Here is a 16,676-nt window from a genome sequence, read left to right as displayed (position 1 = left end):
ATCCGCCAACGACAAATCAGCCACCTTGAAATCGATGCCATTTCGAACGTCAGGAGTCAGTGCGTTTTCGGTCGTCGTCATAGCGTGTTCTTCCTTCTTCGGCTCGCTCGCCTGTGGCTCGCTCGGATGAAAGCGGTAATTAGCTTAGGTATGTTCTTGCGCCACTGTAGTCGCGGGTCGGCGCGGACCTCGGTTCAGGGAAGGGCTCAAGGGACGTTGATGACGCCGTGACGCTCGGCGAACGGCGTCATCAACCGGGCCAGATCGGCCGCCACGTCGTGGTCCGCCTCGGGCGGCATCGACACGTAGCTCAGCGCCAGCCGCACGATGGCCCGCGCCAGCACGCCGGCGTCCTCGTCGCTGGTGGCCACCCAGCTGTGGGTCAGTGCCCCGGTCAGCCGCTCGGAGGCGCGGTTGATGATGGGGGCGCTGTCGGTGGTGATGAGCTGCAGCAGGTCGGGCTTGGCGACGCCGGTGAGCAACGAGATCACCAGCGGGTCGGCCGACAGCTCGGTGAACAGGTCGCGAAACCCCTGCAGAAACGCCTCATAGATGTGGCCGACGTTGGCTGCCAGCGCGGCGTTGACGGCGTCGACCAGCCGGTCGGCCAGGCGCAGGCCGTACCCCTGCGCCAGGCCTTGGCGCGAACCGAACTCGTTGTAGATCGTCTGCCGGCTGATGCCCGCGGCGCGGGCCACGTCGGACAGGGTGATGGCCGACCAGTCGCGGGTCAGCAACAGATCCCGCATCGCGTCCAATACCGAGTCGCGCAACAGGGCGCGCGAGGCCTCGGCGTACGGCATCCGCTTCACAGCCGCGACACTAGTGGTTTCCGGCTGAGTGCGGGCCGCAGCACGCGGGTCACGAGCGGGCGATCTCCACCATCTCGAAGTCGGCCTTCGCCGCGCCGCAATCCGGGCAGCTCCAGTCCTCGGGAATGTCGTCCCAGCGGGTCCCGGGGGCGATGCCGTCCTCCGGCCAGCCCTTGGCCTCGTCGTATTCGAATCCGCACTGCACGCAGATGAAAAGCTTGTAGTCCTCGTTCATCGGCTCACTCCTATCGTTTCAGTGGTTCGAAATCGACCTTCTCGCGCACCGCGCAATCGGGGCAGCACCAGTCCTCGGGGATGTCGGCGAAGGGCGTGCCCGGCCGAAAGCCTTCCCGCGGTTCGCCTTTCGCTTCGTCATAGACGTAGTCGCAACCCGGGCAGCGAAAGGTGGTCATGCCCGACCCGCCTGCGCGGCGCCGTAGCGGGCCAGCACCTTCTCGCGCAGCCGCGGTTGAATATTGACCCGGGTGATGTCGCCGCCGTAGTGGGCCAGCACCCGGTGATCCATCACCTTGCGCCACAGCGGCGGGAAGTAGGTGAGCGAGATCATCGACGCGTAGCCGCTGGGCAGGTTGGGCGCGCCCGTCATGCTGCGCAACGTCTGGTAGCGCCGGGTCGGGTTGGCGTGGTGGTCGCTGTGCCGCTGCAGGTGGTACAGGAACAGGTTGGTCACCACGTGGTCGGAGTTCCAGCTGTGCACCGGCGCGCACCGCTCGTAGCGGCCGCTCGAATTCTTCTGCCGCAGTAGGCCGTAGTGCTCCAGATAGTTGACCGACTCGAGCAGGCTGAAGCCGAAGACCGCCTGGATGATCACGAATCCGATCAGCGCCGGGCCGAAGATCGCGATGAGCGCGCCCCACAGCACCACCGACATCAGCCAGGCGTTGAGGACGTCGTTGGACAGATACGTCTTGGGGTGCCAGGGGCTGGCGCCCTGCCGGCGAATCCGTTGCGCCTCCAACTTCAGCGACGAGCGCAGGCTACCGAATACGCTGCGCGGCAAGAACTCCCAGAAGGTCTCGCCGAAGCGGGCCGACGCGGGGTCCTCCGGGGTGGCGACGCGCACGTGGTGGCCGCGGTTGTGCTCGATGTAGAAGTGCCCATAGCAGGTCTGCGCCAGGGTGATCTTGGACAGCCAGCGCTCCAGCGAGTCCTTTTTGTGACCCATCTCGTGCGCGGTGTTGATGCCGACACCGCCGAGCACGCCGACGGACAGGGCCAGGCCCAGCTTGCCCGCCCAGCCCAGACCGCCCTGGGAATCCGGGAAACCGAGCCAGCTCAGGTCCGACGCGGTGAACAGGTAGGCGCCCATCACCACGCTGAGGTACTGGAACGGGATGTAGGCGTAGGTGCAGTAGCGGTAGTACTTGTCGTTCTCCAGCCGCTCCATGACCTCGTCGGGCGGGTTCTGCCCGTCCGGACCGAAACGCAGGTCGAGAATCGGCAACACGATCCAGAGCAGGATCGGCCCGATCCACAGCGGCACCTGCGCGGCGGCGTGCCAGCCGAACCGGTTGAGGCCCCAGACGAGCGGCAACATCACGAACAGCGCCGTCGGCGCGATCAGCCCCATCAGCCACAGGCGACGCTTCCTGTCCCGCCAGACGAGCGGGTCGGATTGCTGTCCCGGCTGCGCGTCGAATGTGGTCATCTGCCAACCCTCCCTGTGAGTCACACCACGTCGAGGTTGGACAATACCGCCGTCTACGTCTTCTGTCTAGACAAAATATGTAGCTTTGTAAAGCACGGGGTGGCTAGGGCACCGGGCTGCTCGGATCGGCCTCGAGGGCGTCGCTGGGTTCGGCCTCCCCTTCCTCCCGACGGCCCTGCACCGAGTGCCAGTAGCCGTAGCCGGCGTAGATCGCCGTGCCCACCACCAGCCACACGGCGAATCGGACCCAGGTGAGCGCGGTGAGGTTGAGCATCAGCCACAGGCAGGCGCCGATCGACGCGATCGGGAGCAACGGCACCCAGGGCGCCTTGAAACCACGTTCCAGGTCCGGCCGGGTGCGGCGCAGGACGATCACGCCGGCCGAGACCAAGACGAAGGCGAACAGGGTCCCGACGTTCACCATCTCCTCGAGCTTGGTGATGGGGAAGACCGATGCGGTCACGGCCACCACCAGCGCGACCAGCACGGTGATCCGCACCGGGGTGCCATGCGAACCCGTCTTGGCCAGTGACCGCGGCAACAGCCCGTCGCGCGCCATCGCGAACAGGACCCGGCACTGGCCGAGCATCAGCACCATCACCACGGTGGTCAGGCCCGCCAGCGCGCCGATGGAGATGATCTTGCTCGCCCAGTGGATGCCGTTCGCGGTGAAGGCGGTGGCCAGGTTCGCCTGCCCGCCGCCCGGAACCGTCTTGAGTTGGGTGTAGGACACCATGCCGGACAGCACGACGGCAACCGCGACGTAGAGCAAGGTCACGATGCCCAGCGACGCCAGGATTCCCCGCGGCACGTCGCGCTGCGGATTCTTGGTCTCCTCGGCCATGGTGGCGACGATGTCGAACCCGATGAACGCGAAGAACACGATGGACGCCCCGGCCAGCACGCCGTACCAGCCGTAGTGGCTGCTGTGCGCGCCGGTCAGCAGCGACAGGACGGACTGGTCGATGCCCTTGGCCTCCCGACCGGCCTCCGCCTTGGGGATGAACGGCGAATAGTTGGCGCGCTTGATGTAGAAGACGCCGACCACCACGACGAAGATCACCACCGACACCTTGATCGCGGTGACCACCGCCGAGAACCTCGACGACAGTTTGGTGCCCAACGCGATCAAAGTCGCCACGCCGCCGACGATCACCAGCGCCCCCCAGTCGACCTGTGCCCCGCCGAATCTGGCCGTGCCACCGGCGAATCCGAAGACCGTGCCCAGATAGCTCGACCAGCCTTTGGCCACCACGGCGGCGCCGATCGCCAATTCCAGCAGCAGGTTCCAGCCGATGATCCAGGCCAGGAACTCCCCGAAGGTGGCGTAGGAGAAGGTGTAGGCGCTACCGGCCACCGGCAACATCGAGGCGAACTCGGCGTAGCACAGCGCGGCCAGCGCACAGGTGCCCGCCGCGATCACGAACGACACCCAGATGGCGGGGCCGGTGATGTCGCCGGTGGTGGACGCGGTGACCGTGAAGATGCCCGCGCCGATCACCACCGCGACGCCGAACACGACCAGGTCCTTCCAGGTCAGGTCCTTGCGCAGCTTGGTGTCCGGCTCGTCGGTATCGGCGATTGATTGCTCGATCGACTTGGTCCGCCATCGATTGACCATGCATTCGCCCTTTCCCAACGCTGGGAGCCATTGGTCCGTCACAGTACTGGGTACTCTCCGCCAATGCCGGATAGCGCAGCAACGGCCAGGGATCACGCCGTCGTCATCGGGGGCAGCATCGCGGGCCTTTGCGCGGCGCGGGTGCTCGCCGAGGCGTATTCGCGGGTGACCGTGTACGAGCGCGACGAATTGCCGGCCGAACCGGCGAACCGGGCGACCGTGCCCCAGGACCGACACCTGCACATGTTGATGGCGCGCGGGGCGATGGAATTCGAGGACCTGTTCCCCGGGCTGTTGGACGACATGGTGGCCGCCGGCGTGCCCAAACTGCAGAACCGGCCCGACTGCATCCACCTGGGCGCCGCCGGCCACGTGCTGGGCACCGGCCACACGTTGCGCGACGAGTTCACCGCCTACGTGCCCAGCCGCCCGCACCTCGAGTGGCAGTTGCGCACGCGGGTCCGCGGCATCGACAACGTCACCGTGGCGCGGCGCTCCGTGGCCGAACCGCGCTTCGACCCGGCGCGACAGCGCGTGACCGGCGTGCTGCTGGACCCGGCCGACCCGGACGGCAACGACCGGGAGTTCGTGGCGGCGGACCTGGTCGTCGACGCGGCGGGCCGGGGCACCCGGCTGCCGGTGTGGTTGACGCAGTGGGGGTTTGCGCGTCCGGTCGAACACGAAATGGACATCGGCATCCATTACGCCACCCAGCAGTTTTGCATCCCCGACGGGCTGATCGCGGAGAAGGTGGTGGTCGCCGGCGCTTCCCATGACGAGTCCCTGGGGATGGGCATGCTGTGCTACGAGGACGGCACCTGGGTGCTGACCACGTTCGGCGTGGCAAACGCCAAGCCGCCGAAGACCTTTCCCGAGATGTTGGAACTGGCGCGGCGGCTGCTTCCGGACCACCTCAACGCCGCGCTGACGCGCGCCGAACCGCTGGGCGATCCGGCGTTTCACGCCTTCCCGGCCAGCCGGTGGCGCCGCTACGACAAGCTGGAGCGCCTCCCGGCCGGCATCCTCCCCTTCGGCGATGCGGTGGCCAGCTTCAATCCCACCTTCGGGCAGGGCATGACGATGACATCGCTGCAGGCCGGTCATCTGCGCCGCGCGCTGCGACTGCCCGACGATCAGGTGGCCGCGGCGCTGAACCGGGCCACCGCAAAGAGCACCTTCCCGGTGTGGACGATGAACGCGATCGGCGACGTCACGTTCCACCACGCCGGCACGAAGGGAACCATCCCCTGGTGGTGGCGGCCCTCAGGGGCGCTGTTCGATCAATTCCTCGGCGCCGCCGAGACCGATCCCGTTCTGGCGGAATGGTTCCTGCGGCGCTTCTCCCTGCTGGACAGCCTCTATATGGTCCCGCCGCCGCGGATCATCGGCCGCGCCATGGCGCACAATTTGCGGCTGTGGCTGCGCGAGCGGCGCGAAGCCGTCAGACGGCGGCCCGCCCTCACAGCCCCACCGTCGCCCTGAACAACTTGGTGGGTTCGTGCGCGACCAACCGGATGGGGGCGTCGTCGGCCGCGACCCAGGCGGCCATCCCCCGTTTCAGCGTCAGCGAACCGGATTTGCCGTGCACCGTGGTGCAGCCCTGGCTGCACAACAGGATCTGCGGGCCGTCGTAGTGGCACGTCGCATCCACCTCGTGGCCGACGTACTCATCGTCGAGCTGCAGCAGCGCGACGGCGAACTCGTCGGTCGGCGTCTCATAGATCAGGCCGAAGCCCTCGCGGCGGATGGGCGGTCGCAGCTGCTCCTCGGTGGTGGGCGCGAAGTCCAGCACGCGCAGCAGCTCGGGCACGTCGACGTGCTTGGGGGTCAGCCCGCCCCGTAACACGTTGTCGGAATTGGCCATCACCTCCACCGCGAAACCGCGCAGGTAGGTGTGCAGGTTGCCGGCGGAGACGAAAATCGCCTCGCCCGGGGCCAGGGTGATGCGGTTCAGCAACAGCGCCGCCAGCACCCCGGCGTCGCCGGGATAGCGCTCGCCGAGCTCGAGCACGGTCTTGGCCTCGGCCGCGAATTCGGTTGCCCCCGAGCTGAGGTACGCGATCGCGCCGTCCAGCACGGCGGTCACCAGGACGTCGACGTCGGGCTGCGGCGCGGTGATCCACGTGGTGAACAGTGCGCGCAGGCCGTCGGCGTCGGACTGGTCGTTGAGCAGGTGGATGTAGGGGTCCAGGTCGGAGACGGCCAACGCCCGCAACAGGTCGACGGTGCGCGAAGCCTGCCGGAAGCCGGCCAGCGCCTCGAACGGGTGCAGCGCCACCAGCAACTCGGGCTTGTGCGACGTGTCGCGGTAGTTGCGCACCGGCGAGGTCAGCGGAATGCCGACCCGCTCCTCGCGCATGTAGCCCTCGGCCGCCTGCGCCGCACTGGGGTGCGCCTGCAGGGACAGCGGCTCGTCGGCGGCCAGCACCTTGACCAGGAACGGCAGCGCGTCGCCGAAGCGGGCCCGGGACGCCGGCCCGAGCTGTCCTTCCGGGTCGTCGACCAGCGCCTCGAGCAACGTGATTTCGCCGTTGTCCTTCTCCAGCCAGGCCGGGTCGCCCGGGTGGGCCCCAAACCAGAGTTCGGCCTCGGGGTGTGCCGCCGGCACCGGACGATCGGTGAACTCGGCGATGGCGGTACGCGAACCCCAGGCGTACGTTCTCAAGGCCCCGCGAAGCAGTTCCACTGTCGTATCTATCCCCGCACCAGTCGCATGTAAACCGCGGCCATTTCCAGCCGGACGGCCAATACTGCCAGTTGCTGCTCGGGGCTACCGGGCCCCCCCAGCGCCGGCGAAACGCCGTAACCGGCCGAGCCGCCGGGCCCGTCGGGCACGTCCTCGGCGGCGAGCAGGTAGACGTTGTCGAGCCCGGCGGTCCGCGCGGTCACGCCCGGCTGCTCGGCCGCCAGGACGACGGCAAGCACCCGCAACCGCGGCGGCAGCGGCCCGTCGATCTGTTCGTCGTGGAACAGGGCGGCGTCGGGATCCTCGAAGCCGTCCGATGCCGCGGCGCGCAGGGCGACCAGCGCGTCCGGCAGGCCGGTGGCCGGGGTCACCTGGTTCGCGACCCGCAACAGCACCGAGCTGCCGTGCCGGGCCAGCGCCAACGTCGCGGCGCCGTCGCCGGCCAGCGCGACCTGACGCTCGGCGATCCGCGCGGCCAGCAGTTTGGCCGGATTGGTGAACAGCTCGCGGGCGGCGCTGTTGCGCAGCGCCTCGGCGTCCAGTTCGTCGGCCAGCAAGCCCAGGTCGACCTCGGGCCGCGGGTCCAGGGCGTGCACCACCGCCAGGCCGGCGGCCAGATACCGGCACAGCCCGAATTCGTCGGGGACCCAGAGCCGGGGCGCCAGCACCGCCGCGCGCCCTGCGGTGGCGTCGCGCAGCGGGCCCTCGTACGGCGCCGCCACCACCACCCGGGCGCCACGGCGCAGCCCGGTCGCGGCCGCGCCGGCCAGCGCGGGATCGCCGGCATCGCCGCCCGCGACGATCAGCACGTCGAGCGGACCCACCCAGGGCGGTGCCTGGCCGGCGAGGACGAACGGTTGCGACGCCGCTCCGCCCAGCGTCGCGGCCAGCATCGTCCCGGCGGTCTCGGCGGTACCGCGGCCGGCCACCCAGATGACGCTGCGCGGACGGTCGTCCGCGCGCAGCGGGTCCAGCGCGTCCTCGTCGACCGCGGTTGCGATCGCGCGCGCCTGCGCACCGGCCGACGACGCCGCCCGCAGCAGGCCGCCACGGTCGGCCGCCAGCAGACCCTCGGTGTCCTCGAGATCCACCGCCCGGGTGGCGTTCACGGCGCGGCCTTCGCGCCCGCCGCGTTGGCCGCGCTGATCTCGGCGCTGATCTGGGCGACCACCGCGGCCACGTCCTCGGCCGTGCGCGCCTCCACGTTGAGCCGCAGCAACGGCTCGGTGTTGGAGCTGCGCAGGTTGAACCAGCGGCCGTCGCCCAGGTCGGCCGTCACCCCGTCCACGTGATCGAGGGAGTGGATCAGGGTGCCGAACGACTTGAGCACCGCTTCGGTGCATCTCGCGGCGTCGGCCACCGTGAAGTTGATCTCGCCGGACGATTCGTAGCGCTGGTAGTCCGCGGTCAACTCCGACAGCGGGCGGTCCTGCTCGCCGAGGGCGGCCAGCACATGCAGCGCCGCCAGCATCCCGGAGTCGGCGCCCCAGAAGTCGCGGAAGTAATAGTGCGCCGAATGTTCACCGCCGAAGATCGCGCCGGTCTCGACCATCAGCGCCTTGATGTAGGAGTGCCCCACCCGGGACCGCAGCGGCGTGCCGCCGCGCTCGGCGACCAGTTCGGGCACCGCGCGCGAGGTGATCACGTTGTGGATGATGGTCGCGCCGATCTCGCGGCCCAGCTCGCGCGCGGCCACCAGGCTGGTCACCGTCGACGGCGACACGGGGTTGCCGCGTTCGTCGACCACGAAGCAGCGATCGGCGTCCCCGTCGAAGGCCAGGCCGATGTCGGCGCCGGTCTCGCGCACGAAGGCCTGCAGGTCCACCAGGTTGGCCGGGTCGAGCGGGTTGGCCTCGTGATTGGGGAACGAGCCGTCCAGCTCGAAGTACAACGGCTGCAACGTGATCGAGCCGATCGGGCCGAGGACGGCGGGCGTGGTCAGACCGGCCATGCCGTTGCCCGCGTCCACGGCCACCCGCAGCGGGCGCAGCCCGGCGGTGTCCACCAGCGACCGCAAAAACCGCCCGTAGTCGGCCAGCACGTCGCGATCGCTGACGGTGCCGGGGTCGCCGTCGTAGCCGTCGACGCCGGCGATCACGTCGTCGGCGACTTGCCGCAGGCCGGTGTCGGCGCCGACCGGTTTGGCGCCCGCACGGCATAGCTTGATGCCGTTGTAGGCCGCCGGGTTGTGGCTCGCGGTGAACATGGCGCCGGGGCAGTCCAGCAGCCCGGAGGCGAAGTAGAGCTGATCGGTGGATGCCAGGCCGATGCGCACGACGTCCAGCCCCTGGCTTGTCACGCCCGCGGCGAACGCCGCGGCCAGCGTGGGCGAGCTGTCCCGCATGTCGTGGCCGATCACGACCTGGCCGGCGCCCTCGCCGCGCATCAGTTTGGCGAAGGCTGCGCCGAGATCGGTGACCAGCGGCTGGTCGAGCTCTTCGCCGACCAGCCCACGAACGTCGTACGCCTTGACGACACGGTGGACTGTCGCGGCGGGCCGAGACATGCGGGACTCCTGACGACGTGAACTCTTGGCCGTCAGCCTATCGGGCCACGAACCAGAGGCTAGCTAGTCGCTGGGATCGGGCAACACCCGCAGATGCCCGCGGCGTCGTCCGGACCGATGCTCGGGCGGTGCGAGCACGCTGCTGCTGGGCGCGGTGGCCTGGGCGCCACCAGGATGGCAGTGCGCATCGGCGAAGCCGTTCACTGCGGGGGGCGGCGCGCCGCGACGGCCTCCCTCGCGCACCGCGTCGGCGAGGGCGACAAGGTCGTCCTCGTCGGGGTGGGCGGGCTCGGAGAGCAGGGGTCCGGCGTGGCGCACCAGCTCCCACCCGCGTGGGGCGGTGATCCGGCCGGCATGGCTGACGCACAGGTCCCAGGAATGCGGTTCCCGCGCGGTCGCCAGCGGACCGACGACTGCCGTCGAGTCCGAATAGACGAACGTCAGGGTCGCCACGGCGTAGTGCGGGCACCCGGGCCGGCAACAGCGACGGGGAACGTTCACGAGCGAAAGGCTATCGTGCGCAAACGCCGCCGAAGCGCCGGACACGCGCAACCGGCCGGCCCTCGATGTGCAACCGTTACCATCGGCTCGATGAGTGAATCCCGCGGCGATTCGCGCAGCTCCCCCCGAAGAGATCGGTTTTACGACGGACCGGCTCCGCGCCGAGCCGCTACCCATCGACTCTTCCGCCGCGGGCGCGATATGCGCGGCCCGCTGTTGCCCCCGACCGTGCCGGGCTGGCGTAGCCGCGCCGAGCGGTTCGACATGGCGGTGCTGGAGGCCTACGAACCCATCGAGCGGAGCTGGGCCGACCGGCTGGGCGAACTGGACGTGGCGGTCGACGAGATTCCGCGCATCTCGGCCAAGGACCCCGACAGCGTGCAGTGGCCGCCCGAGGTGATCGCCGACGGGCCGATCCCGCTGGCGCGTTTGATCCCGGCCGGCGTCGACATCCGCGGCAACTCCACGCGGGCGCGAATCGTGTTGTTCCGCAAGCCGATTGAACGACGGGCGAAGGACACCGTCGAGCTCGGCGACCTGCTGCACGAAATCCTGGTGGCCCAGGTCGCCATCTATCTCGACGTTGAGCCGTCGGTCATCGATCCGACGATCGACGACGAATAACCGCCCCGGCGTCGGGCGTCGCAACGCTGCGCGCGCGTTGCGATCAGCGTGCGTCAGATGATGCCGCGCTTGAGGCGGCGGCGCTCACGTTCGGACAAACCGCCCCAGATGCCGAACCGCTCGTCGTGCTCGAGGGCGTACTCGAGGCACTCATGGCGCACCTCGCACCCCAGGCAGATCTTCTTGGCCTCGCGGGTGGAGCCACCCTTTTCGGGGAAGAAGGCCTCGGGGTCGGTCTGGGCGCACAGCGCCCGGTCCTGCCACTGATCGGCGGCCGGCTCGGGCTCGAAAGCGATTGGGGCATCAGGGACCACGGTCAAATGCGGCCGAGCGGGGCGGTCCAGTGCCGGGTCGATGTCAGTGTGCGGCGTGTTCGCCATGGCGCCTCGAAATGATTCGTAAGACATACGGTCGTCCGCCTCCTCAGCTTGATTGGAGAGAGAGTGATTGGTTTCCCACTGTTCTGATGTACAGACAATTCGAACAAGTGATCGAATCTCGGTCTGCGACACCGGAGTCGGCCGGCCAACCGGGAAATGACACTGTTGTGATTAGACACGGGTTGACCTGCCGGGTCAAGCACTTCGGCGCATTTCCATACCATCTCGTGATCGAATTTCGGCGTTTCTGTTGTTTTGGGCCTTCGGCGTGTCGATCACACAACCCTCAACTTTCCCACGAGTTGCCCACAACCGCTGGGCAACCGCAACTTTGAGGCACCCCCGACGGGCCCGCCACGGCGGGCTCGCCGGGCAGTACTGTCGTGCTTTGTGAGGCTTAAGTGAAGGTCACCGTTCTGGTTGGTGGGGTTGGCGGCGCCCGCTTCCTGCTGGGGGTTCAACAGCTGTTCGGGCTCGGTCGATTTCAAACGCAACGGCATCCGGACATCGAACCCAGCAGCCACGAGCTGACGGCGATCGTCAACATTGGCGATGACGCCTGGATCCACGGACTGCGAGTCTGCCCCGATTTGGACACCTGCATGTACACCTTAGGTGGAGGTGTAGATCCGGAGCGAGGGTGGGGGCACCGCAACGAAACCTGGCACGCCAAAGAGGAATTGGCGCGCTACGGGGTGCAGCCGGACTGGTTCGGGCTCGGCGACCGGGACCTGGGCACCCACCTGGTGCGCACCCAGATGCTCAATGCCGGCTATCCCCTGTCGCAGATCACCACCGCGCTGTGCGACCGCTGGCAGCCCGGCGCGCGGCTGCTGCCCGCCAGTGACGACCGCTGCGAGACCCACGTGGTGATAACCGATCCCGACGACGGCGGCCGGCGAGCCATCCACTTCCAGGAGTGGTGGGTGCGCCACCGGGCCCAGGTGCCCACCCATAGCTTCGCGTTCGTCGGCGCCGAAAAGGCGACCGCCACAACCGATGCCACGGCGGCCATCGCGGACGCCGACGTGATCCTGCTGGCGCCGTCGAATCCGGTGGTGAGCGTCGGCGCGATCCTGGCCGTCCCCGGCATTCGCGGCGCGTTGCGCGGGGCGCGCGCCCCGATCGTCGGCTACTCGCCGATCATCGGTGGAAAGCCTCTGCGCGGCATGGCCGATGCGTGCCTGTCGGTGATCGGGGTCGAGTCCACCGCCGAGGCGGTCGGACGCCACTACGGCGCGCGCCGCGACACCGGCATCCTGGACGGCTGGCTGGTGAGCGAGGACGACCACGCCGACATCGCCGGCGTGGCGGTGCGCTCGGTGCCGCTGGTGATGAGCGACCCGAAGGCGACGGCCGAGATGGTGCGCGCCGGTCTGGAGCTGGCGGGGGTGAGCCCGTGACGCGCGCCGGCGAGCACGGCGCCGCCGCCGCGATCGAAATCCTGCCCGTGGCCGGGCTGCCCGAATTCCGGCCCGGCGACGATCTGGGCGCGGCCCTCGCCGCGGCCGCGCCGTGGCTGCGCGACGGCGACGTCGTGGTGGTCACCAGCAAGGCGGTGTCCAAATGCGAGGGCCGGCTGGTGCCGGCGCCGCGCGATCCCGAGGAGCGCGACCGACTGCGGCGCAAGCTGGTCGACGACGAAGCCGTCCGGGTGCTGGCCCGCAAGGGCCGAACCCTGATCACCGAGAACCGGATCGGCCTGGTGCAGGCCGCCGCGGGCGTGGACGGATCCAACGTGGGGCGCGACGAACTGGCGCTGCTGCCCGTCGACCCCGACGGCAGCGCGGCCGCGCTGCGGGCCGCACTGCGCGAGCGGCTCGGGGTCGATGTCGCCGTCGTCATCACCGACACGATGGGGCGCGCCTGGCGCAAGGGTCAGACCGACGCGGCCGTGGGCTCGGCGGGTCTGGCTGTGCTGCACGGTTATTCGGGGGCCGTCGACCAGCACGGCAACGAGCTGTTGGTCACCGAGGTGGCGATCGCCGACGAGATCGCGGCGGCCGCCGATCTGGTCAAGGGCAAACTGACCGCGATGCCGGTGGCGGTGGTGCGCGGCCTGTCCGTGACCGACGACGGCTCGACGGCGCGGCAATTGTTGCGGCCGGGCACCGAGGACCTGTTCTGGCTCGGCACCGCCGAGGCCCTCGAGGCGGGCCGGCGCGAGGCGCAGCTGCTGCGCCGCTCGGTGCGGCGGTTCAGCGCCGAGCCGGTGCCGGCGGAGCTGCTGGAGGCCGCCGTCGCCGAGGCGCTCACCGCGCCGGCGCCCCACCACACCCGCCCCGTGCGGTTCGTCTGGCTGCGGACCCCGGCCACCCGGACCCGGCTGCTGGACCGCATGAAGGACAAGTGGCGCGCCGACCTCGCCGGTGACGGCCGGCCCGCCGATGCGATCGATCGCCGGGTGGCGCGCGGCCGGATCCTCTACGACGCGCCCGAAGTCGTCATCCCGTTCCTGGTGCCCGACGGCGCCCACTCCTATCCCGACGCCGGGCGCACCGACGCCGAGCACACCATGTTCACCGTGGCGGTCGGCGCGGCGGTGCAGGCCCTGCTGGTCGCGCTGGCGGTGCGCGGGGTAGGCAGCTGCTGGATCGGCTCGACGATCTTCGCCGCCGACCTGGTGCGCGCCGAGCTCGGGCTGCCCGCCGACTGGGAGCCGCTGGGCGCCATCGCCATCGGCTATGCCGCCGAACCGGCCGGGCAGCGCGATCCGGCGGACGCCGATGATCTGCTGATCCGCAAGTGATACTGAGCCCATGACGTTCGCGGGCAAGGCGGCGGCCACGGCCGACAAGCTCCGCGGCGGCTACTACACCCCGGCCCCGGTGGCCCGCTTCCTGGCCGGCTGGGTCCGCGGGGCCGGGCCCAGGATCGTCGAACCCTCCTGCGGCGACGGCGCCATCCTGCGCGAGCTGGCCGGCCTGAGCGGCCGGGTCCGCGGCGTCGAGCTGATCGCGAGCGAGGCGGCCAAATCGCGCCGGTTCGCGCCCGTCGACAACGCGAGCCTGTTCGGCTGGCTGGCCACCGCCGAGCGCGGCGGCTGGGACGGCGTCGCCGGCAATCCGCCCTACATCCGATTCGGCAACTGGCCCGCGCCGCAGCGTGATCCGGCGCTGGAGATGATGCGGCGCGAGGGCCTGCGCCCCACCCGGCTGACCAACGCCTGGGTTCCGTTCGTGGTGGCGAGCACCGTGCTGGTCCGCGACGGCGGACGGGTGGGATTGGTGCTGCCGGCCGAGCTGCTCCAGGTCACCTACGCCGCACAGTTGCGCGAGTTTTTGCTGAGCCGATTCCGCGAGATCACCCTGCTGACCTTCGAGCGCCTGGTCTTCGACGGCATCCTGCAGGAGGTCGTGCTGTTCTGCGGTGTGGCGGGCAGCGGTCCCGCCCGCATCCGCACCGTGCACCTGCCAGACGTCGACGCGCTGGCGCGGGCGGACCTGAACGGCGAATTTGCACCCGCGCTGCTGCACGAAAACGAGAAGTGGACCAAGTACTTCTTGGACCCCGGCGCCATCGGGCTGTTGCGCGCGCTGAAGGGTTCCGGCACCCTGCCGAGGCTCGGCGCGGTCGCCGAGGTGGACGTCGGCATCGTGACCGGGCGCAACGCCTTCTTCACGTTCACCGACGCCCGCGCCGGGGAGCTGGGGTTGCGGCCGCACTGCGTCCCCCTCGTCTCGCGCAGCGCCCAGCTGTCCGGGCTGATCTACGACACCGATTGCCGGACAAGCGATGTCGCCGCCGGGTACCGCAGCTGGCTGCTCAACGCGCCGCGCGAGCCGGCCGACGCCGCGCTGAGCGCCCACATCCGCGCCGGCGAGGCCGCCGGGGTGCACCGCGGCTACAAGTGCTCGATCCGCAAGCCGTGGTGGCGCACACCGTCGCTGTGGCGGCCCGACCTGTTCCTGCTGCGCCAGGTCCACAAGGCGCCGCGGCTGACCGTCAACGCCGCCGCGGCCACCAGCACCGACACCGTGCACCGGGTGCGCGTGACCGCCGATGTCGACCCGGCCGCGCTGGCCGCGGTGTTCCACAACAGCGTGACGTTCGCCTTCGCCGAGATCCTCGGCCGCAGCTATGGCGGGGGCGTCTTGGAACTGGAGCCCCGCGAGGCCGAGCAGCTGCCCGTTCCCCCGGCGGCGCTCGCCGATGCCGGGCTCGCCGGCGACGTGGACCTGTTGCTGAAGGCCAACGAGATCGACAAGGCGCTCGACATCGTCGATCGGCACGTGCTGATCGACGGCCTGGGACTGCCGGGCGAGGTGGTGGCCGACTGCCGCGCGGCGTGGGCGTCGTTGCGGGATCGGCGCAACCGGCGGGGGTCGCGATGAGCGTTCGCGAGTCGGCGGTCGCGATGCTGTCCGGCTGGGAACCCCCCGACGCGGCCCAGGATTCGCTGCGGGACGCCGTGCTGGCCTTCGTACAAGCCCGCAGCGATGCCTGCAATCGCGAGTGCGTGCCCGGCCACCTCACCGCCTCGGCGCTGGTGCTCGACCACTCCGGCGACCGGGTGCTGCTGACCCTGCATCGCCGCCTGGGCCGGTGGGTGCAGCTGGGCGGTCACTGCGACGACGACGACGCCGACATCGTCGCCGCGGCGCTGCGCGAGGCCACCGAGGAGTCCGGGATCGACGGGCTGCGCATGCCGCCCCGGCTGGCCGCGGTGCACGTGCATCCGGTGGTCTGCTCGCTGGGCGTGCCGACCCGCCATCTGGATCTGCAATTCGTCGCCCACGCGCCCGCCGGGGCGCGGATCGCGATCAGCGACGAGTCCGACGACCTGCGGTGGTGGCCCGTCGACGCCCTGCCGGACGGAACGGATCACGCGCTGGCCTATCTGGTCGCCCAGGCCATGCGAGCGCGATAGCTCACCGAGATCGACGCCAGCGCGGGAAAGTTCGAGTAGATCGCGCGCTAACGTCGATCTGGGCGATAGCCGCGGCGCATGAGTGCCCGGCGCGTACGTTCGACGATCTCTTCGGGTCGATGTTCGGCGACGACGCGGATCACGATCCAGCCCATGTCGGTCAGTCTCGCCAATCGATTGATGTCCTTGACGAATTGCTTTCGATCGGTGCGATGTTGGTCGCCGTCGTACTCGACCGCGACCATGAACTCCTCCCAGCCCATATCGAGCAAACTCAGTGTCCGCCAGCCGTCGTTCACCGGAATCTGGGTCGCCGGCTTCGGGAAGCCGGCTTCGATGAGAAGCAACCGTAGCCAGCTTTCCTTCGGCGAAGCCGCGCCCCCGTCCACCAGCGGCAACACCTCGCGTAGCCGACGCAGGCCACGAGCGCCGCGGTGGCGCTTAGCGAGTACGGCAACGTCTTCGAAAGAGAACGGCGCGGCATGCATCAGCGCGTCGAGACGGGCCAGGGCGAGACCGCACGGTAGGTGGCGGCCGAGGTCAAAAGCGGTGCGGGCAACCGAGGTCACGGGTAGCCGCCTGATCGTGGTCATTTCGTCGGCCCCGAGTACTTCGTTGCGGACGATGAGTCCTGCCTGGGGGCGGGCACTTCGGGCGACCAACTCGATGGCCGCGCTCGTATCGACCCACCGCGCACCATGCAGCGCGGAAGCCGCGACGCCTGAAATCACCGCCCTTCGGCGCGACCACAACCAGGCACCATAAATGCGTTCGTCCAGTGTTGGTTCATGGCGTTTCGGCACGTACACGTCACGGAAGATCGGCCTATGCCACCGGCGTAGTTGGTAGTCGGTCAGCATTGCCGCGGCGACCGCTTCGCTGCCGATAAACACCTTGCCCATGGCCGAGATGGTGGACGAGACCACCGACACCTCACCGAGATCGACGCCAGCGCGCGAAAGTTCGAGTAGATCGCGCGCTAACGTCGATCTCGGTGCTACGCCCGA

At 69.5% G+C, this 16,676-nt stretch carries 18 protein-coding genes; 6 read left to right on the top strand and 12 right to left on the bottom strand.

Annotation, left to right across the window (positions count from 1 at the left end; translation table 11 throughout):
- The 6 genes from BST14_RS32645 to BST14_RS12730 all read right to left on the bottom strand — a co-directional run.
- A partial coding sequence (locus BST14_RS32645) for a hypothetical protein (RefSeq protein WP_438502156.1) occupies window positions 1–81 on the bottom strand: 81 nt, incomplete at its 3' end.
- A 125-nt stretch (window positions 82–206) separates the two neighbouring features.
- Entirely contained in the window at window positions 207–803 is a 597-nt protein-coding gene (gene alkX / locus BST14_RS12750) for a TetR family transcriptional regulator AlkX (RefSeq protein ID WP_083064811.1), read from the bottom strand.
- A gap of 58 nt (window positions 804–861) precedes the next feature.
- Window positions 862–1,047 carry a rubredoxin gene (locus BST14_RS12745; protein ID WP_083064810.1) on the bottom strand — a complete coding sequence of 62 codons (186 nt, stop codon included), beginning with the start codon at window positions 1,045–1,047 and terminating at the stop codon, window positions 862–864.
- 10 nt (window positions 1,048–1,057) lie between these two features.
- Window positions 1,058–1,225, bottom strand: coding sequence for a rubredoxin (locus BST14_RS12740; protein ID WP_083064809.1), 168 nt, complete (start codon window positions 1,223–1,225; stop codon window positions 1,058–1,060).
- Window positions 1,222–2,481: an alkane 1-monooxygenase gene (locus BST14_RS12735; protein ID WP_083064808.1), complete on the bottom strand. Its 1,260-nt coding sequence runs from the start codon at window positions 2,479–2,481 to the stop codon at window positions 1,222–1,224. The genes BST14_RS12740 and BST14_RS12735 overlap by 4 nt, the downstream gene beginning before the upstream one ends.
- A 103-nt stretch (window positions 2,482–2,584) precedes the next feature.
- Entirely contained in the window at window positions 2,585–4,102 is a 1,518-nt protein-coding gene (locus BST14_RS12730; RefSeq protein ID WP_083064807.1) for an amino acid permease, read from the bottom strand.
- A 63-nt stretch (window positions 4,103–4,165) separates the two neighbouring features.
- Here BST14_RS12730 and BST14_RS12725 point away from each other — a divergent pair, with 63 nt between their 5' ends.
- The gene (locus tag BST14_RS12725) at window positions 4,166–5,584 is read left to right on the top strand and encodes an FAD-dependent oxidoreductase (protein WP_083064806.1); all 1,419 of its coding nucleotides are present in this window, start codon (window positions 4,166–4,168) and stop codon (window positions 5,582–5,584) included.
- Here the strand turns inward: BST14_RS12725 and manA are convergent.
- The 4 genes from manA to BST14_RS12705 all read right to left on the bottom strand — a co-directional run bounded on the left by manA (window position 5,562) and on the right by BST14_RS12705 (window position 9,795).
- On the bottom strand, window positions 5,562–6,788 hold the full coding sequence (gene manA, locus BST14_RS12720) for a mannose-6-phosphate isomerase, class I (RefSeq protein ID WP_083064805.1): 1,227 nt from the start codon (window positions 6,786–6,788) through the stop codon (window positions 5,562–5,564). The two genes, BST14_RS12725 and manA, sit on opposite strands and share 23 nt — an antisense overlap.
- A gap of 8 nt (window positions 6,789–6,796) precedes the next feature.
- A complete protein-coding gene (locus BST14_RS12715) occupies window positions 6,797–7,897 on the bottom strand; it encodes a TobH protein (RefSeq protein WP_083064804.1) in 1,101 nt (366 codons plus the stop codon).
- The gene (locus BST14_RS12710) at window positions 7,894–9,294 is read right to left on the bottom strand and encodes a phosphomannomutase/phosphoglucomutase (RefSeq protein ID WP_083064803.1); all 1,401 of its coding nucleotides are present in this window, start codon (window positions 9,292–9,294) and stop codon (window positions 7,894–7,896) included. Before BST14_RS12710 ends, BST14_RS12715 begins: the two co-directional genes overlap by 4 nt.
- Window positions 9,295–9,357: 63 nt before the next feature.
- A complete protein-coding gene (locus BST14_RS12705) occupies window positions 9,358–9,795 on the bottom strand; it encodes a DUF3499 domain-containing protein (RefSeq protein ID WP_211280717.1) in 438 nt (145 codons plus the stop codon).
- Window positions 9,796–9,996: 201 nt separating this feature from the next.
- On the opposite strand from BST14_RS12705, the gene BST14_RS12700 reads away from it, so the two are divergent.
- Entirely contained in the window at window positions 9,997–10,419 is a 423-nt protein-coding gene (locus tag BST14_RS12700) for a metallopeptidase family protein (protein ID WP_066868494.1), read from the top strand.
- Between the two features lie 53 nt (window positions 10,420–10,472).
- On the opposite strand, the gene BST14_RS12695 is transcribed toward BST14_RS12700, so the two are convergent.
- A complete protein-coding gene (locus BST14_RS12695) occupies window positions 10,473–10,799 on the bottom strand; it encodes a WhiB family transcriptional regulator (RefSeq protein WP_083064801.1) in 327 nt (108 codons plus the stop codon).
- A gap of 401 nt (window positions 10,800–11,200) precedes the next feature.
- Here BST14_RS12695 and cofD point away from each other — a divergent pair, with 401 nt between their 5' ends.
- From cofD to BST14_RS12670, 4 genes are read left to right on the top strand one after another with little or no spacing between them, the layout of a single operon-like run.
- Window positions 11,201–12,202, top strand: coding sequence for a 2-phospho-L-lactate transferase (cofD, locus tag BST14_RS12685; RefSeq protein ID WP_083064799.1), 1,002 nt, complete (start codon window positions 11,201–11,203; stop codon window positions 12,200–12,202).
- Entirely contained in the window at window positions 12,199–13,548 is a 1,350-nt protein-coding gene (locus BST14_RS12680) for a coenzyme F420-0:L-glutamate ligase (RefSeq protein ID WP_083064798.1), read from the top strand. The genes cofD and BST14_RS12680 overlap by 4 nt, the downstream gene beginning before the upstream one ends.
- 10 nt (window positions 13,549–13,558) lie before the next feature.
- Window positions 13,559–15,133, top strand: a complete 1,575-nt coding sequence (locus BST14_RS12675; RefSeq protein ID WP_083064797.1) for an Eco57I restriction-modification methylase domain-containing protein — start codon at window positions 13,559–13,561, stop codon at window positions 15,131–15,133.
- Window positions 15,130–15,669: an NUDIX hydrolase gene (locus BST14_RS12670; protein ID WP_083064796.1), complete on the top strand. Its 540-nt coding sequence runs from the start codon at window positions 15,130–15,132 to the stop codon at window positions 15,667–15,669. The genes BST14_RS12675 and BST14_RS12670 overlap by 4 nt, the downstream gene beginning before the upstream one ends.
- Window positions 15,670–15,716: 47 nt before the next feature.
- Here BST14_RS12670 and BST14_RS12665 read toward each other — a convergent pair whose 3' ends face one another.
- A complete protein-coding gene (locus BST14_RS12665) occupies window positions 15,717–16,571 on the bottom strand; it encodes a type IV toxin-antitoxin system AbiEi family antitoxin (protein ID WP_083064817.1) in 855 nt (284 codons plus the stop codon).
- Window positions 16,572–16,676 lie beyond the last annotated feature (105 nt).

The sequence above is a fragment of the Mycobacterium arosiense ATCC BAA-1401 = DSM 45069 genome (genome assembly GCF_002086125.1).
GTDB classification, from domain to species: Bacteria; Actinomycetota; Actinomycetes; order Mycobacteriales; family Mycobacteriaceae; genus Mycobacterium; species Mycobacterium arosiense.
The sequence above is the reverse complement of the archived record's forward strand: the minus strand, read 5'-3'. Positions and strand labels throughout refer to the sequence as shown.